This window comes from Streptomyces sp. NPDC002580, from assembly GCF_042889485.1.
Taxonomy (GTDB): domain Bacteria; phylum Actinomycetota; class Actinomycetes; order Streptomycetales; family Streptomycetaceae; genus Streptomyces.
On record NZ_JBIAQZ010000004.1, the window covers coordinates 501,286 to 517,503 of the forward strand.

12 protein-coding genes are annotated in these 16,218 nt (G+C 73.6%); 3 read left to right on the forward strand and 9 right to left on the reverse strand.

Translation table 11 applies throughout. The features are described from left to right. Positions 1–258 precede the first annotated feature (258 nt). Entirely contained in the window at positions 259–1,509 is a 1,251-nt protein-coding gene (locus ACFYW7_RS16260) for a M14 family zinc carboxypeptidase (RefSeq protein ID WP_389502477.1), read from the forward strand. Between the two features lie 54 nt (positions 1,510–1,563). On the opposite strand, the gene ACFYW7_RS16265 is transcribed toward ACFYW7_RS16260, so the two are convergent. Then, positions 1,564–2,931 (reverse strand): M14 family zinc carboxypeptidase, encoded by a 1,368-nt coding sequence (locus tag ACFYW7_RS16265; protein WP_389502479.1) that lies wholly within the window; start codon positions 2,929–2,931, stop codon positions 1,564–1,566. Between the two features lie 473 nt (positions 2,932–3,404). Further along, on the reverse strand, positions 3,405–3,956 hold the full coding sequence (locus tag ACFYW7_RS16270; protein WP_389502482.1) for an FHA domain-containing protein: 552 nt from the start codon (positions 3,954–3,956) through the stop codon (positions 3,405–3,407). A gap of 193 nt (positions 3,957–4,149) precedes the next feature. Here ACFYW7_RS16270 and treZ point away from each other — a divergent pair, with 193 nt between their 5' ends. Then, positions 4,150–5,895: a malto-oligosyltrehalose trehalohydrolase gene (gene treZ / locus ACFYW7_RS16275; RefSeq protein ID WP_389502484.1), complete on the forward strand. Its 1,746-nt coding sequence runs from the start codon at positions 4,150–4,152 to the stop codon at positions 5,893–5,895. Between the two features lie 146 nt (positions 5,896–6,041). On the opposite strand, the gene ACFYW7_RS16280 is transcribed toward treZ, so the two are convergent. The 6 genes from ACFYW7_RS16280 to ACFYW7_RS16305 form a co-directional block, all read right to left on the reverse strand. Continuing rightward, on the reverse strand, positions 6,042–6,983 hold the full coding sequence (locus ACFYW7_RS16280) for an aminoglycoside phosphotransferase family protein (RefSeq protein WP_389502486.1): 942 nt from the start codon (positions 6,981–6,983) through the stop codon (positions 6,042–6,044). A 62-nt stretch (positions 6,984–7,045) separates the two neighbouring features. After that, complete coding sequence (locus tag ACFYW7_RS16285; protein WP_389502488.1) at positions 7,046–8,170, reverse strand: aminopeptidase P family protein; 1,125 nt, start codon at positions 8,168–8,170, stop codon at positions 7,046–7,048. Positions 8,171–8,264: 94 nt separating this feature from the next. Continuing rightward, on the reverse strand, positions 8,265–8,885 hold the full coding sequence (locus ACFYW7_RS16290) for a LysE family translocator (RefSeq protein ID WP_389502490.1): 621 nt from the start codon (positions 8,883–8,885) through the stop codon (positions 8,265–8,267). 194 nt (positions 8,886–9,079) lie between these two features. After that, positions 9,080–9,817 carry a PDZ domain-containing protein gene (locus ACFYW7_RS16295; RefSeq protein WP_389502492.1) on the reverse strand — a complete coding sequence of 246 codons (738 nt, stop codon included), beginning with the start codon at positions 9,815–9,817 and terminating at the stop codon, positions 9,080–9,082. A 141-nt stretch (positions 9,818–9,958) separates the two neighbouring features. Further along, on the reverse strand, positions 9,959–12,142 hold the full coding sequence (cyc2, locus tag ACFYW7_RS16300) for a germacradienol/geosmin synthase Cyc2 (RefSeq protein ID WP_389502494.1): 2,184 nt from the start codon (positions 12,140–12,142) through the stop codon (positions 9,959–9,961). Between the two features lie 195 nt (positions 12,143–12,337). Further along, entirely contained in the window at positions 12,338–13,534 is a 1,197-nt protein-coding gene (locus tag ACFYW7_RS16305) for a damage-control phosphatase ARMT1 family protein (RefSeq protein ID WP_389502496.1), read from the reverse strand. Positions 13,535–13,944: 410 nt separating this feature from the next. Between ACFYW7_RS16305 and ACFYW7_RS16310 the strand changes: the two genes are divergently transcribed. Continuing rightward, positions 13,945–14,892: a lytic polysaccharide monooxygenase gene (locus ACFYW7_RS16310; protein WP_389502498.1), complete on the forward strand. Its 948-nt coding sequence runs from the start codon at positions 13,945–13,947 to the stop codon at positions 14,890–14,892. Between the two features lie 18 nt (positions 14,893–14,910). Here the strand turns inward: ACFYW7_RS16310 and ACFYW7_RS16315 are convergent, their stop codons facing one another. Then, a complete protein-coding gene (locus ACFYW7_RS16315) occupies positions 14,911–15,576 on the reverse strand; it encodes a Tat pathway signal sequence domain protein (RefSeq protein WP_389502500.1) in 666 nt (221 codons plus the stop codon). Positions 15,577–16,218: the final 642 nt, after the last annotated feature.

Sequence of the window (16,218 nt, forward strand, 5' to 3'; positions counted from 1 at the left end):
GCACTCTCCTGCCCCCGCGTGGTACGGGCGTACGTCGGCCACCGTCTTCCGGGCTGCCGTTCCCGAACCCCTCGCCCGGTTCTCCGCAGGCCCGGGGGACGCGGTCCGCACCGGCGCGGCGGACTCGCGCACCCGCCGCGGCCGCGCGCCGGGGAGGAGCGCCCGAGGGCGCCCCTCGGAGCCGCCCGGACACCTCCTTGACAGTTCCCCGAGACCGTGGAGTACTTCCCAGAGCGACGCAGGGCGGACCAGTCGGGGGTGAGTCACCTGCCGGAGTTGCGCTACCCGAGTGTGCCCGAAATAACCTCGTCCGCCTGGGCATTGGCGGCCCACCGCCCCGATCTGTGCGTCCTGCGACAGGTGGGCGTCTCCCGCGCGGGCAGACCCCTGCACCTGCTGTCCGTCGGCCGCGCGAGGCGCGCGGTCCTCGTCGTGGCCGGGGCCCACGCCAACGAACCGACGGGCGGATCGACACTGCTGTCGCTGGCCGAACGCGTGCTGCGGCAGCGGGAGTTGCGACGCGACACCTCCTGGCACTTCCTGCTCTGCGCGGACCCCGACGGGGCAAGCCTGCACGTGACGCCCGCGCCGCGCACGCTGCTCGAATACCACCTGGGCTTCTTCCGCCCGGCCGGACCCGAGCAGCCGGAGTGGTCGCCCTCGGTCCTGCCGCCCGACCGGCTGCCGCCCGAGACCCGCGCGCTGACCGGGGTCATCGACGAGTTGCGGCCCTACCTCCAGGTGACGCTGCACGGAACCGATCTGGGCGGCAGCTGGGTGCAGTTGACCAAGGACATCCCGGGACTCGCGGAGCCGTTCGCCAAGTCCGCGGCGGAGCTGCGCATCCCGGTCGAGACGGCCGCGTCGGACGCCGCCGGCTGGCCCGCCTCCGGGCCCGGGGTGCATGTGATGCCGGCGTCCGGCTCGGACGCGGTGTATCCGAGCATGCCGGACGACGCCCGGCACAGCACCTGGTACCACGCCCACCGGTACGGCGGCCTGACCGCCGTGGTCGAGGTCCCGATGTGGGCGAGCGACCTGGTGGACGATCCGGCGCCGCACCCCGCCCCGGCGGCGGCGATGCGCCGCCTGGCCCACCGGCTGCTGGCCGACGCGTTCCAGGTGGAGGCGGTGCTCGGGCGGGCCCTGCCGCGGCTGCGAGGACCGGACGGCCCCCTGTTGCGGGCCGCGAAGTGGGCACTTGAGCTGGTGCCGGGCCTCGCCGCGGACTGGTCGCAGCCGCTCCCTCCGGACACGACGATGGCGTACGTGGGCAGTGTCGACGCGTTCGGCCGGCGGATCCCGCTGCGGGCCGCCTCGATGCTGCTGCGCGTCCTCCAGGAGACCGACGACCGCGAGGCGCCCCACCTCGAACAACTCGTCGCCGGCTGGAGCGACGCGTTCGCCGAACGCTTCCGGGCACGCTGGGTGCCGCTGGAGAACCAGGTCGAGCACCAGGCCCGTACGGTGGTGGCGGCCGCCCGGCACGCGCGGGGCACCGCCATCTGAATCAGCTCGACGGGTCGCCCACCGCGCCCGCCCCGCTCTCCACGGGGATTCTCGTCATTCCCTGCGCGTCGGCACAGCGGCCCGCGCCCCACGGCCCGTTCCGCTCCGGCCGCACCGCGCACCCGCGCGGCGCCCCGCGAGTTCGAACGCGGAGAGCACCACCCGTGCCTGGTACTCGACCTGGCGCGCGACCGGGATCCAGCGGGCCCCGCAGCCGTCGCGGTAGTCGGCGCACCACACGTCGATCAGCCGGTCGAGCTCCGGCAGCGCGTCGTACGGGTCGCGCCCCGAGGTGGTGACCGCCTGGTGCAGGAGCCCTGCGGTACGCAGGGCGACGCGGCGTCCGGCGAGCCGCAGGGCCGTGAGCCGGGCGGTGTCGAGCGGCGGCAGGACACGTGCCTGGGCGTCCCGCAGACCGGGGTCCCAGGAGTCGGCGAGTCCGGGGCCGACCAGTAAATAGTCGTCGACCGGGGCGAGGAGACGGGCCACGTCCGGCGAGGTGCCGAGGCCGGGCCGGACGCGGGCCAGGATGCCTTCCAGGAGCCGTGTGTCGTGCCGCAACGTGCGGCTGACCGTGCCCAGTTCCGCGTCGGGATCGTCGGGGCGCCCCGGGTCCTCGACGGCGGCGACTCCCCACATGGGCGCCTCGACGATCGCCGTCACCGTGCCGTACGGCTGCGGGTGGTACCAGGTGGACTCGACCGCGGCCTCCGTGATGGCGGCGGCCAGGTCCCCCCGGCGCGGCGGCGGGACGCGGTAGACGGCGGGGCCGAGCACCGGCCAGTACAGGGTGTCGTACGGGCCGAGTTCGCGCGGGATGCCGAGGCGGGCCGCGCTGTGCGCGACGCGCTGGGCGAGGCCGGGCAGGTCACGGGTCAGCTCGACGAAGGCGCCGCCGACGTCGACACCGTGCAGGGAGCACTGGAGGAAGGGCCTCAGCTCGTCCTGGAGGCGGAGCAGGACGCGGGTCTCCGGCAGGAGCGCGCCGTCCGCGCCCTCGGGCAGCCACTCGGGCTGTTCGAGGAAGCCCGGCCGGAAGAAGTGCCGGAAGTAGTGGCCGAGCGTGTACGGGCCCGAGAGCCAGGCCTCGTTGCGGCGGGACCCGTCGGGGTCGAGGCACAGGAGCAGGTTCCAGGTGGCGTCCGCGCCCTCGGTGAGCCGGGGGTCGGCGAGGGCCCGTTCGGCCAGCCGCAGGACCGTGGCACCGCCCACGGGTTCGTTGGCGTGCGGTCCGGCGACGACGAGGGCCTGGCGAGTGCCGTGTCCCACGGACAGGAGCCACATCGGCGCGCCCGCCCGGGAGGTGCCCACGCGGCGCAGCCGGGCGTCAGCGGGATGCCCGGCGACGAGCGCGGCGGCGCGGACGGCGAGTTGGTCCACGGTCGGGTAGCGCTGGAGTGGCGGCAGAGCACACCTCCACATGCACGGTGCTGACGCTTCACCTGATGTACACGGTACTCGCACAGTCAGTCACGACTGCGCGGGTACGTCAACACCACGGAACGCGGCGGATGTCGCGGAAGGCGAGGGGTGAACTCCGTTACGGAGGGGAGATGATGAGCCGGAACCGGGGCACCGGGATTCCCGGCCGTCACCACACCAGATCGCTCGCACCGCCGAGCCCGCCCGCTGCTCCGGGCGCTCGTACCACCCGGCCTGGGCCCCGGCGCAGGCGCCGGGCGATCGCGTCACCGAGTCGTGCCCCGGACCCCTTCCGGTCGCGTCACCGGACCCCGGCCCGGAACCTGGCGCCGGTCCCGGCCACGGGCGATCGCGCCGTCGGGCGTCTCCGCCCCCGGCCCGGAGCGGTTCCGCGTCCGGCCCCCGGCCCCGACGGGGCGCCGCCCGCCGGATCGCCATGACCCGCCGGGCAGGCGCTCCTGGACCGCCGGGACTCAGTCGGACGCGAGGCGGAACAGCATCCGGCCGAAGCCGATCTGGTCGCCGTCCCGCACGACGGACGAGCCGATGACACGGCGTCCGTTGACGGTCGTGCCGTTGGTCGAGCCGAGGTCGCGCAGGACCCACACCCCGCTCTGCCGGCTCAGCTCGGCGTGCACCCGGGACACCGTGTCGTGGTTGAGGCGCAGTCCGCTGGCCGGGTCGCGGCCGATGCGCAGGGGGTACCCGTTGCCGGTGCTGGGCAGTTGCAGCTTGGGCAGCCGCTCGGCCTGCCAGGCCCTGCGCAGCCGTACGGTGAAGCCGGAGACGGCCTCCACGGTCGAGAACACCGCTCTGGACCAGCGGCGCTCGCCGGGCAGGTCGGCGACGAGCACGGCGAGTTCGTCGGACCGGCGGGCGGCCAGCGCCAGTTCCATGCGGCGGACGAACGTGTCGTGCGACAGGCGGCCGAGAGCGGCACCGTCACGAAGGGACTTGAGCGCCCGGTCGCGCTCCGCGTCGGACAGCCGCGCGGGGTACGTGTGGAACTCGAAGGACGATGTCACGCTGCTGATTGTCAGGCAGTGGAGACGGGGTGTCCAGAAGAGCCGGAACCGGCACCCGGCGCCGGGTGCGGCCGTTCGCGCGACCGAAAGGCGACGAACACGCGGCAAAAGGGTGGATCCGAAAGCGAATTGATCTCCCGTGCAGCACCATGGACGGGCCATGTCACGGCGAGCCGACAAGGGGGAACCGTCTGTGCGATTCGAAGTGTGGGCACCGAAGGCCGACCGGATGACACTCCACTGCGCGGGTGTCACGAGCGCGTTGGCCCCCGACCCCGAGCGGGCCGGCTGGTGGACGGGCGAGGCGGACGCGCCGGAGGGGACGCGGTACGGGTTCTCCGTGGACGACGGCCCCGTGCTGCCCGACCCCCGCTCCCGCCGGCAGCCTGACGGCCCCGACGGGCTGAGCGCGGTGGTCGACCAGGGTGGGTACGCGTGGCGCGCCGAATGGCCCGGACGGGCCCTGCCGGGCGCCGTTCTCTACGAACTGCACGTGGGCACGTACACGCCCGAGGGCACCTTGGACGCGGCTGCCCAGCGGCTCGGACATCTGGCGGAACTGGGCGTCACCCACGTCGAGTTGATGCCGCTGTGCCCCTTCCCGGGCCGGCACGGCTGGGGCTACGAGGGGGTCTCCCTGTGGGCCGTGCACGAACCGTACGGCGGCCCCGAGGCGCTGAAGCGCTTCGTCGACCGGGCGCACGGACTCGGCCTGGGCGTCGTCCTCGACATCGTGCACAACCATCTCGGCCCGTCGGGCAACCACCTGCCCGCGTTCGGCCCCTACTTCACGGACACCCACCAGACGCCCTGGGGCTCCGCGGTGAACCTCGACGCGCCGGGCTCGGACGAGGTGCGCTCCTATCTCGTCGGCAGCGCGCTGGCCTGGCTCCGCGACTACCGGCTCGACGGTCTGCGTCTGGACGCGGTGCACGCGCTGCGGGACACCCGCGCGCTGCACTTCCTGGAGGAGCTGTCGAGCGCCGTGGACGCGCTCGCCGACGACCTGGGCAGGCCGCTGTTCCTGATCGCGGAGTCGGATCTGAACGACCCCCGGCTCATCACCTCCCGCGAGGAGGGCGGTCTCGGACTGCACGCCCAGTGGAACGACGACTTCCACCACGCACTGCACACCACCCTGACCGGTGAGGCGCAGGGCTACTACGCGGACTTCGCGCACGCTCCGCTGGCCGGGTTGGGCAAGACGCTGACGTCGGGCTTCTTCCACGACGGCACGTACTCCAGCTTCCGCGGACGGCGCCACGGCCGCCCGCTCGACCGGGCGCGGGTCTCGGCCCAGCGGCTGCTCGGCTACGCCCAGACCCACGACCAGATCGGGAACCGCGCCCAGGGGGACCGGCTCTCGGCCTCCCTGTCCCCCGGCCTGCTGGCCTGCGCGGCCGCGCTGACGCTGACCGCGCCCTTCACACCGATGCTCTTCATGGGCGAGGAGTGGGCCGCTGGCACCCCCTGGCAGTTCTTCACCGATCACACCGACCCCGAGCTCGCGGACGCCGTACGGCGGGGCAGGCGGCGGGAGTTCGCGGCGCACGGCTGGGCCGAGGAGGACGTGCCGGACCCGCAGGACCCGGCGACCCGGGACCGCTCCTGCCTCGACTGGTCGGAGCCGGGAACGGGCGTCCACGCGCGCGTGCTGGCCTGGTACCGCGAACTGATCGCCCTGCGCCACGGCCAGGCCGACCTCTCGGACCCCGATCTCGCGGCGGTCAGGGTCGCCCATGACCAGGCGGCCCGCTGGCTCGCCGTCCGGCGCGGGGACGTCCGGATCGCCGTGAACCTGTCCAAGGACCCGGCGGCGATCCCCCTCGGCCGCCGGCACGCGCGGATCCTCGCGGCCTGGGACCCGGTCGAGGCACCGGACACCGACGGGATCCTGAACCTGCCGGGCGAATCGTGCGTGGTGCTGACACAGGTGTGACGCGTTCGGGGCGTGACACGGGCGGGACGCGCTCGACGCATGACGCGGGCGGGACGCGTTCGGCGTCCCGGACCTACGGGGGCCCGCCGTCGACGCGAACCCGCACGCGTGCGTGCGGGGGCGGGCCCGTGGCCTCGCGCGGGGCGCTACGGCGCCTCGTCCGAGCCGTCCCGCAGGTCCGTGACCCGCTCCAGCAGGATCGGCTCCCAGGCGCGCCGCAGACCGGCCTCCAGGAGCGGGACGGGACCGCCGTCGCCGCCCCGGGGGGAACCGGCGAGCCGGACGACGGTGTCGCAGCGTGACAGCCACAGGCCGCGCAGGCAGGGACGGGCGCCGTAGCCGGCGAGCGTGGCCGCACGGACCGCCGCCGGGGCGCCCACGGCCGCGGCCAGCCCGGCGATGTCCTCGGCCGGATCGCCGAGCACCGCGTCGGTCCAGCCGAGGACGCCCCGCACCCGCCCGTCGGGGCTCACCACGAGGTGGTCGCCCGACAGACCGTGGTGCACGAGGACCCCGGCACCGGTCTGCCCGCCGAGCTGGCCGGCCGCGGGCGCGGCGAGCTGGTCGAACCGGGCGGGGTCGAACTCCTCGGTGGGGAGCCGCTCGGCGGCGCGCAGCGCGGCGACCCGCAGGTCCTCGAGGGAGCGCGGCGGGACCCGCGGCACCCCCAGCGTCTCGGCCTGGCGCGCGGGGACCTCGCGCAGCCCGGTCAGCAGACCCGCCAGGTCGGCCTCGCCGAGGGCCGAGACGTCCCGTCGCTCGCCTGAGGCGCCGGGCACCAGGGTGTCGAGGGTGAAGTTCAGTCCGTTCGCCCACTCACCGCGCGCGACGCTCACGGGGACGGCCACCGCGATGTGCGGGCGGATGAGGTCGCGCAGCCGCAGCTCCCGGCGTTGGCGCAGCGAGGCGGCACGGTCCCCGGTGAGCCGCAGGACATGGTGCCGTCCCACCCACCAGGTGAAGTGCCCGCCCTCCTCCGCGACGGGCCGCACGTCCGGTCCCGGTCCCGCCGCGACGTCGTCGGCGGCGAGCAGCGAACGGACCAGCCGGCGAACGGTGTCGGGGCTCGGTTCCGGTGCCTGGGTCATGGTCGCGCCCCTGTCTTCCGGGTGCGGGGGCCGGCGGTCGCCGCGCTGCCGTCGGGTGGACGTCAGTCGACGATCACCATCTCGCGGGATGTGTCGTTCAGGCGGCGTCCGCCGTCCTCGGTCACCGTGACGATGTCCTCGATGCGGACCCCGAAGCGGCCGGGCAGGTAGATGCCGGGCTCCACGGAGAAGCACATGCCGGGGACCAGGGGCTGCTCCTCGCCCTCGACCATGTACGGCGGTTCGTGGGTGGTGACGCCGATGCCGTGTCCCGTGCGGTGGATGAAGTACTCGCCGTACCCCGCCTCCTCGATGACGGCACGGGCCGCGCGGTCGACGTCCTGGCAGGCGGCGCCGGGCCGCACGGCCCGGAAGCCGGCCTCCTGGGCCTCGCGCACGATGTCGTGCACCTTGCGTTCCTCGTCGTCCGGCTCGCCGACGTGGACCGTGCGGGAGGTGTCGGAGCCGTAGCCGTCCTTGAGGCCGCCGAAGTCCAGGACCACCATGTCACCGTGCTCGATGACGCGCTCGTCGGCCTCGTGGTGCGGGTTGGCTCCGTTGGGGCCCGAGGCGACGATGCTGAAGTCGACCTGCGAGTGCCCGAACCGGCGCAGCAGACCGGCGAGTTCGCCGGAGACCTCCGACTCCCTGCGGCCCGAGAAACGCACCTTCCGGATCTCCTCGTACGCCTCGTCCGCGGCGGCTCCGGCGGCCGCCAGCCGCTCCAGTTCCGCCTGGTCCTTGACGGCCCTGAGCATCGGCAGGGCGTCGGTGAGCGCGGTGTAGCGGCTGTCGGGGAGTCGCTTCTGGAGACCGAGCAGGTGCAGGGCCCAGCCGTTGTCGCTGATGCCGAAGCGGCCGGCGCCGTCCAGCAGGGGGGCGGCCGCTTCGTAGGGGTCCGTGCCGTCGGTCCAGTCGTGGAGGGTCATGGCGGGCGCGCCGGGCGACTTGGCGGCGTCGGGCGCCTCCAGGGTGGGGACGACGAGGGCCGGACCGTGTCCCGTCCGCAGCACCAGCAGGGTGAGCCGCTCGGTCTCCACCGGGCGGTACCCGGTCAGCCACACCAGGTCGGGCCCGGGCGCGACCAGGACGCCGTCGAGCCCGGCGGCGGCAGCGGCGTCGGCGGCGCGCCGCATACGGGCCTCGTAGTCGTCGGCGGTGAAGGGCGCGGGCGCGGCGGTGGTCATCCATGCCTCCGTGTGTCCGGAGTTCCCCAAGGGGCTACGGCAGCATCCTGCCCCTCCGGTGGGGTGTGCGCGAGCCGGTCGGCCCTGCCCCTGGTCAGCCCTCCAGGGCGAGGCGGGCGCCCAGGAGCAGCAGGACGCCCCCGGAGACCTGCTCCAGGCGTCGGCGTACGCCCGTCCGGGACAGCACGGTCTTCATCCGGCCGACGAACCACACGTAGAGGCTGTAGTAGCCCACCTCGTAGACCGCCCAGAGCGCGGCGAGCGTGAGCATGGCGGGCAGGTGGGGGGCGCCCTCGGGCACGAACTGCGGCAGGAAGGACATCGCGAAGATCGCCGCCTTCGGGTTGGCGAGGTTGAGCAGCAGCCCGCCCCGGTAGGAGGCCCAGCCGCTCTTCTCGGTCCCCTCCCAGCCGACGTCGGGGGCGCCTGCAGAGCGGCGCGCCTGCCGCAAGGTCTGGACGCCGAAGCCGATGAGCACGACGGCACCGACGATCCGCATCACGTCGTACGCCATCTCGGAGGCGGCGAGCAGCGCGGTGAGGCCGAACGCGGCGACGGCGCCCCACACGAAGACGCCGGTCTCGTTGCCGAGCACGGTCAGGAAGCCGGACCGCCGGCTGCGCAGCGACTGCTTGATGATCAGTACGGTGCTCGGGCCCGGCGAGGCCGCGATCAGGGTGCAGGCGCCGAGGAAGGCGAGGAGGGTGCTGAGCATGCGGCCATCGTGCCGGGCCGCGGGGCCGGTGGCCAGCCCTTTTGCCGGCACCCGCGCGGAGCGGGGTCGCTCCTGTGCGTGCGCCCCGGCACCGGGGGCGGGGACGCGCGCACGGCGTCGGAACGGCCGCCCGCCGGTCCGAGTCGGCCTGAGCCGGTCCGGGTGGGGCGGGGGCGTGCCCGAGTCGGTGCGCTTCAGGTGACGATGCCCGGGGCCGCGGAGAGTTGTCCTCGGGTGCCGTCGGCGTGCCGCACGCCGAGGGCGACGGTCCCGCCCGGCCGCGCGGCGGCCACCGCGCGCGCCAGATCGGCGGCCGAGGCGACCGGGGTCCCGCCGAAGGAGAGCAGGACGTCTCCCCGCACGAGGCCCGCGGTGTGGGCGGGGCCGGGGACGTGCACCCCGACGACCAGCGCGCCCCCGCCCCCGGGAGCGTCGACGGCCTCGATCCCGAGGGTCGCCCGGCCGGATTCCCGCGATGGCTCCCCCGACGGAAGCGGGCCGCCGCCGACCGCTGTCCGGGAGCCGCCGGGACGCGACATCCCGGCGGCACCGGACAGCGACGTCCCCGCACCGCCGGAGGGCTGCCGTGCCTGCGCGGCCGCCCCCGCCTGCTTCTTGAGGTCCGCCAGTCTGCTCATGCCGATCACCGTCGCGCCGACCGTGCCGAGCCCCACGCCGGACAGGATCAGCACCGCCCCGGTGAACAGGGTGAACAGCAGGGTGACCAGACGCCCGCCGCGGCGCCGCGCCGCGTGCGGGCGCCGGGTTCCGCCGGGCGGCCGGACACCGTCCGGCGGGCAGGAGGCGTCGGTCGTACGTGCGCCGTCCGCCGTATGTACGCCGTTCGACGTGCGGGCGCCGTCCGACAGGCGGGCGCCGCCGCCCGGATCCTGGCCGGGCATCGGCTTGGGACGCAACGCGGTCTGTTCCATGGGTCGCCTCCGGCGGATGTTCTACGGACCCGTTCCGGCCGTTGACCTACCCCGCCCCGCGGCGCGCCACGATCCCCTAACGAGTGAGACTGCCAACCCCGTTCCGGAGGTATCCGTGCCGGCGCCGCCCACCGGAACCCCTCAGAGCGACGCCGGCTGCGCGTGCCGGGCGAACGGCGGTCCGGGGATCCGGTCCGGTACGAAGCCGTGGGCGCGCCGGGCCAGGTCCGCGGCGCCGTAACGGCGGCAGTCCTGGTGCCACTTCAGGATTCCGGCCAGCCAGTTCCGCAGCTCCAGCACATAGCCGTCCATGATCCCCCGCGCCTCCTCGGAGAGCTTGAAGTCCTCGTACAGGATGGGCAGTTCGTGTGCGGCGACGTGCTGGAACTGCTCCATGCGCTGCGTCATCAGGTCGTGGATGACGCGGAGCGCGGTCGGGTAGTCGCAGCCGAAGAAGTTCTGCACGACGAGGATGCCGTTGTGGACCTCACCCTCGTACTCGATCTCCTTCTGGTACGAGAAGACGTCGTTCAGGAGCATCGCGTAGTCCATGGCCGCGTTCTCCAGTGACCGGACGGGGCCGCTGCGGTAGACCTCCGGCGGGACCGGCCGCCCCTGACCGTGGCCGAGCCGGCACAGGCTCATGGTGAGTTCGGAGCCGAAGGTGGCCCGGCGCATCTCCAGGTAGTCGACCGGGTCCGGGATGCGGTTCTGCATGTGGTTGGACAGCTCCCACAGCCAGCTCTCCGTCATCGCGTCCACCGCGGCGCGCAAAGCGCTCCGCGCGTCCGGGGTCATCTCGGCGGTGGTGCGTCCCCACAGATCGATCAGGCCGCGTTCCATGGCGTTGACCGGGACGGGGACCTCCTCGCCCTGGACGGGCATGCAGGCCGAGAGGCGTGCGGTGGTCAGCTTGGCGGCGGCCAGGTCGCGGCGGTTGCCGAAGAGCAGCGGGTAGTAGTCGTCGCCGTAGGTGCCCCAGGCCAGCCACCGCGAGCTGAGGTCCAGGGCCTCGGGTGTCGCGTCGGGGTGGATGCCCGCCGCGCAGAGCGGCAGGTCGTAGGCGACGAGCTTGTCCTCGTCCCAGACCCCCTCCTGGAGCATGCCCGTGGTGTGCATCCAGGAGACGAGGCGGCCCCGGGCGCCCTCGAGGTGCGGGCTGAGGGTGACCTCGAAGGGCATCGGGAAGTCGGGGAGCAGGGAGGGCCCGACCTTCCGGAACGGGACGTGGGTGTACGCGCGCAGCCGCTCGGCGCCCGCCGCGGACAGGAGCGCCCCGACGTCCGCGGCGGAGGTCCCGAAGGCGTTCATGGCGAAGGGCCGCGCCTCGTCCATGGCGCCCTCGTTCATGTAGCGGCTGGAGCGCCGGTGCCATTCGTGGCCGCCGGACTGCCAGTCCACCAGGCCCTGCGCGTACGCGGCGACGGCGCCGATCTCCTGAGGGGTCAGCCCCTTCTCCGCGGCCAGCGCGGGTACCTCGGTGAGTGCCGTGTGCTCGAACTGGTGGAGGCGTGAGGTGAGGATGTCGTTGACGGTCTCGGCGGCCTCCTGGGTGGTGCAGCCGAAGAAGGTCTCCAGGACGAGGACGCCGTTGCTGAGTTCGCCCTCCTCCTCGACCTCGCGCTGGTAGGAGAAGAGGTCGTTGCGCAGGTGGACGCCGTCGGAGAACGTCTCCATCAGGACGCGCAGCGGCCGCGACCCGGCGACGGACGCGGGCACTTCGGAGGTCGCGTACTCGACGAGACCCGCCGACCAGGGGGCGCCGCCGACCTTGCGGCGCATCTCGATGTACTCGACGGGGTTGGAGACCCGCCCTTCGTCGATGTTGGACAGCTCCCACATCGATTCGTTGAGCAGGTGCTCGGTGGAGACGGCGAACCGCTCGCGCCAGTGCGTGGACATCGAGGGCACCGTGCGTGCCCAGAGGTCGGCGAGTCCGGCCTCGACGGGGTTCTCCGGCTCGGGCACGGGAGTCGACAGGTCGAGCGGCATGAAGAGGGGCAGCCGGTCCAGGTGGGCCTTGCCGCCGGCGCGGTCCTGGGTGCGCTTGAAGATCTCCAGGAAGTGGTCGTCGAAGAAGAACACCCACACGTACCAGTCGGTGATCAGGGAGAGGGCCGGTCCGTCGCAGTCGGGGTGGGTGTACGCGCACAGCAGGCCGTAGTCGTGGGCGTCGAGGTCGGACCGCTCCCAGATCCCCGAGCCTTCCAGCATGCCCATTCCGCGGGCCCACTCGACCGAGTGGGCCCGTGCCTCGTCCAGGTGCGGGTTCAACCGGGCGGTGTACGGCATGTAGAAGCGCGGGAGTTCGAACGGCTGCGTCATGGCCGGGCCCTACCCAGGGCCCCGCGAGGACATCCGCAGGCCAGGACATGATCACACCATCGCGTGAACCGGGGCGAAAGCCGCGCACGACGCCGCCTCGTCCGGTCCGGAGTCGTCCGGTCCGGGGTCGTCCGGCGGCAAGTCGACCCATGGGGCGGTGGACGGCACGACGGGCTCCGGAGCGGACGGGCCTCGCTAGCGCCTCGCCTGGATCAGCGCGTGGGTGCCGCCGGTGCGCCAGTGGCCGGGTCCGGTGGCGTCGAGGGACGCCTCGACCGCCGGGGTGAGTCCGACGACGACATCGGACTTGAGGGTCCGCAACGCCGCCGTCGCGCCGGGGAAGTAGGCGGTGGCGGCCGCGAAGGGCGTGGTCGCCGGGTGACGGCGGTCGCCGATGAGACGGCGGTAGTTCAGGTCGCCCTTCAGGAGCGTGACGTCCGCCGCGGCGAACTCCCTCCGGAGGTCCTCGGGCAGGTCGGCGTACGGCAGCGGGGCGCAGGAGAACGGGTGGGCCCGGACGGTCAGACGGTCCTCGGAGAGGGCCGCCCACAGGCGCGCGCCGGCCTCGCCGGCGGCTCCCTTCGCGGCGGTCAGTCGGTGCAGGGCGTCGAGCACGTCCGCCGGCGTGGCGTCGGAGACGAAGTACGGGTGCGGCTTCACGTGCAGGATCGTCCGCCCGACCCGGCCGTGCCGGAGCAGATGGTCCACGAGGAGCAGGTCGGGGATGAGTTCGCGGCCCGCGTTGTCCGCGACGAGGCAGAGCGTGCCGCCCGCGAAGAGCGAGCGCAGCACGTCCGAGTCGTCCGCCACCAGGTGGGAGTCCGCGGCGGCCTCGTCCCGCGGGCCCGCCAGCCGGAACCCGAGGTCCGCCCGGTTGCCCCACAGCGAGCCGTGCAGCAGAGCCCGCTCCTGCTCGTCGACCGGCTGCCGCGCGAGTTCGTCCAGCGCGGCGAGTTCCTCGTCGGCCTCCGGGGTGTCCAGTTCGGCGAGCTTGAAGGGGCGGAAGGGGTCGATGCCCTGCCAGGGACCGGGCGTGAAGTGGTCGACGGCCTCCAGGAGCCGGCGGTAGAAGTAGCTCTCGGCCCAGAGGAAGGGCACGTCGAACCAGGACCGGCCGTAGTACGCCAGGCCGCCCCAGGCGTCCCACTGCTCGCGGTCCCCGGCCGTGGCCGCGAGGGGTTCGACGACCCCTTCGGCGCAGTTCTCGAGAAGGGCGTCGAGCGCGTGGCGCTGCCGCGGGCCGTACGGGAAGGCGTCGCGGACCTTCTGGACGAGCGCCGGATGCCGCTGGGCCAGCACGCTCCAGGGGAACGAGCCCCGCACCGAACTCACGACCACCGGCGCGTCGTCGGGACCTTCGGCGATGGGGGCTGCTGCGTCGGGCTCAGGCATGCCGCTCACCGTACCGGCTGGGCAGAAGGGGCCGTCCGACGCGCTCGCGCGCCGGGCGGCCCCTCCCCCCGTGGAGCCCAGCGGTCGGCCTGGTAGGTCGGCGTCGAGCTGTCGACCCCGGCGGCGCCTGCGTGGCCGTGGTCGGACAAAGAAGCTCGCAGTCGCCGCGGGTGGTCGCGCTGAACGATAGGCAAGCGGCGGGAGGGAGAGATAGCGGGAAAACCCTCGATCCGGCGGCCGATCGGCCCTCGCCCGCCCCGGTTCGCCGGGAAGGTCACGTTTCCGGTGGCCGACGGATCTGAACGCGGCGCCCCACGGCCCCGTACTCCTCGATGCCCTGTGCGCGGAAGTGGACCCCAACCGCGCGCGCCGGCAAGCCGTTTCGCCCCACGCATCGAGGAGACCTCCGGATGACCGCCTACCGCACCGCCACCGCGGCCGCTGTCGCCCTGGCGGCTCCGCTGCTCCTCGTGACGTGGGCCGCCGGGCCCGCCTCGGCGCACGGCGCGCCGACGGCTCCGGTCAGCCGGGTGGCCGCGTGCTCGCCCGAGGGCGACGGTCTGGAGCGGACGGCGGCCTGCCGTGCGGCGATCGCCGCGAACGGCGCGCCCTTCACCGCGTGGGACAACCTGCGGGTGGGCGGCGTCAACGGGCGGGACCGCTCGGTGATTCCGGACGGGAAGCTGTGCAGCGGCGGTCTGCCCGCCTACAAGGGCCTCGACCTGGCCCGCGCCGACTTCCCGTCGACGCGCATGACGCCCGGCGGGTCCTTCACCCTCAAGTACAGTTCGACGATCCCTCACACGGGGACCTTCAAGCTCTTCCTGACCAAGCAGGGTTACAGCCCGACCCGCGCCCTGAAGTGGTCCGACCTGCCGGAGCAGCCGTTCGCCACGGCCACCGACCCGGCACTGGTCGACGGCGCCTACCGCATCGAAGCGAAGCTGCCGTCCGACCGCACGGGCCGCCAGATGCTGTTCACGATCTGGCAGAACTCCAGCACGCCGGACACCTATTACTCGTGCTCGGACGTGGTGTTCCCCGGCGGGAGCACGGCGTCGAAGCCGAGCGGCTCGGGAAGCGCCGGGAGCGCCGCCGGCGCCAAGAGCACCAAGAGCACCCCGAAGGCCACCCGGTCGGCGACGTCCGAGCCCAGCCGTACGGCGACGCCCTCGGCCGCGAACTCGCCTTCCCCGGTGGCCGCTTCACCGGCCGCGGAGACAGGTCCCGACGATCTGACGCCCGCCGCCGACAGCACCTCGGGCGGCGGCCCCGCCCTCCCCCTGGTCGCCGGGGGAGCGGCGGCGGCGCTGCTGCTCACCGCCGGCGTCGCCTTCGTCCTGCGACGCCGGGGCTGAATCCACCTCCGGTGGGCGTCAGTTGACGAAGACCACCGGGTTGTCCGGCTGGCTGGTGTCGGTCACCGGGGCGTACTTCGCGGTGAAGAAGCCGTTGGCGAAGCACAGTGAGGAGCCGGAGAACTTGGTGAACTGCTGGTTGGCGAAGGTGATGCTGTTGTCGGCGTTGCTCGCCGTGCCGGACAGGCTCGGAGCCCGGTAGACGCAGGTCAGGGTACCCAGCAGGGAGCGCAGCTTGACCGTGGTCTGAATGGTGGATCCGGCGGCCGGGGTGACCGTGACGGTTCCGTCGGAGCCCACCGAGGTGGTGTACGGCAGGTTGTCGACCGTGATGCTGGTGACGCCGAGGACGCCGACGACGTTGCTGCTGCAGGAGCTGCTGGCGAAGGTGTGCCCGGTCAGCGACTCGCCGGCCGTGCCGGGGGACGCCGGGTTGTCGGTGGCCGTCGCGGTGAAGGTCGACCCGGAACAGGAGACGCCGCTCGTGCCGGTGCTGCTGGAGTAGAGCGTGGCCGTGGTGCCGCTCGCCAGTGAGGCGGTGAGGACGTCGCCGACGGCGACGGGGGTTCCTCCGGCGCTTCCGGTGGTGAGCACGGGGACGTCGTCCGCGGAGGCCGGGACGACCGCGGAGGCCGACAGGGCCGCGACGGCTCCGAAAAGGGCGAGCAGGGAACGAGTACGCATGGGGGGTGCCTCTTCTCCGATGGGGGTGTGGGGTGCCTGACCGCGCCGGGGCGCGGGGATGCGGGTCGAGAAGGTGGCGCGGGTGTGCGGGGTGGAACGGCCGCTCGCGAGGGCGGGTCGAGACTCCGGCGCGGGATGGTGCGAGGAGGACCGCCGCCGGTCCGTGACGCCTTCTCCGTACGCCACGGACCGGCGGCGACAGCCGGGCGACCGGTACGGCCCAGGGGGGGGAAGAGGGCCGTGCCGGTGCCACGGGAAACGGGGAGTGGCCGAGGGGTGCACCGCTTCGGCGCACACGCCCGGACCGCTCCGAACACGCCATGACCGCCCCGCGCAGAGAGCGGGGTCCGGGAGGTGACGGGCGTGTCGACCGACGGATCCGGCGCCACGGATCCGGGAACAAGGGAGAGTTGTAGACCTGATCGGCTGTCAACGTCAAGGCGTAGCAAGGAAGTTGATGGTCAGAGGGACGCGGCCGACGACCCATGTTCACAGGTGGAGCACATCCGGCACGGTTTTCCCACAGCTCCCTTGACCCTGCATGTAACCCCCGGTAACTTCCTGAAAGGCTACTGCCGCGTAACGAGAAAGCCCTTGCAACCGCCGGGAGGCGCGAGGAGGCGTACGCGGCATCCGCTGTCC

Coding starts and splice junctions, on each gene's coding strand:
- ACFYW7_RS16265 (WP_389502479.1), bottom strand. CDS start 2,931: ATGTGGAGGTGTGCTCTGCCGCCACTCCAGCGCTACCCGACCGTGGAC.
- ACFYW7_RS16280 (WP_389502486.1), bottom strand. CDS start 6,983: ATGACCCAGGCACCGGAACCGAGCCCCGACACCGTTCGCCGGCTGGTC.
- ACFYW7_RS16285 (WP_389502488.1), bottom strand. CDS start 8,170: ATGACCACCGCCGCGCCCGCGCCCTTCACCGCCGACGACTACGAGGCC.
- ACFYW7_RS16290 (WP_389502490.1), bottom strand. CDS start 8,885: ATGCTCAGCACCCTCCTCGCCTTCCTCGGCGCCTGCACCCTGATCGCG.
- ACFYW7_RS16295 (WP_389502492.1), bottom strand. CDS start 9,817: ATGGAACAGACCGCGTTGCGTCCCAAGCCGATGCCCGGCCAGGATCCG.
- cyc2 (WP_389502494.1), bottom strand. CDS start 12,142: ATGACGCAGCCGTTCGAACTCCCGCGCTTCTACATGCCGTACACCGCC.
- ACFYW7_RS16305 (WP_389502496.1), bottom strand. CDS start 13,534: ATGCCTGAGCCCGACGCAGCAGCCCCCATCGCCGAAGGTCCCGACGAC.
- ACFYW7_RS16310 (WP_389502498.1), top strand. CDS start 13,945: ATGACCGCCTACCGCACCGCCACCGCGGCCGCTGTCGCCCTGGCGGCT.
- ACFYW7_RS16315 (WP_389502500.1), bottom strand. CDS start 15,576: ATGCGTACTCGTTCCCTGCTCGCCCTTTTCGGAGCCGTCGCGGCCCTG.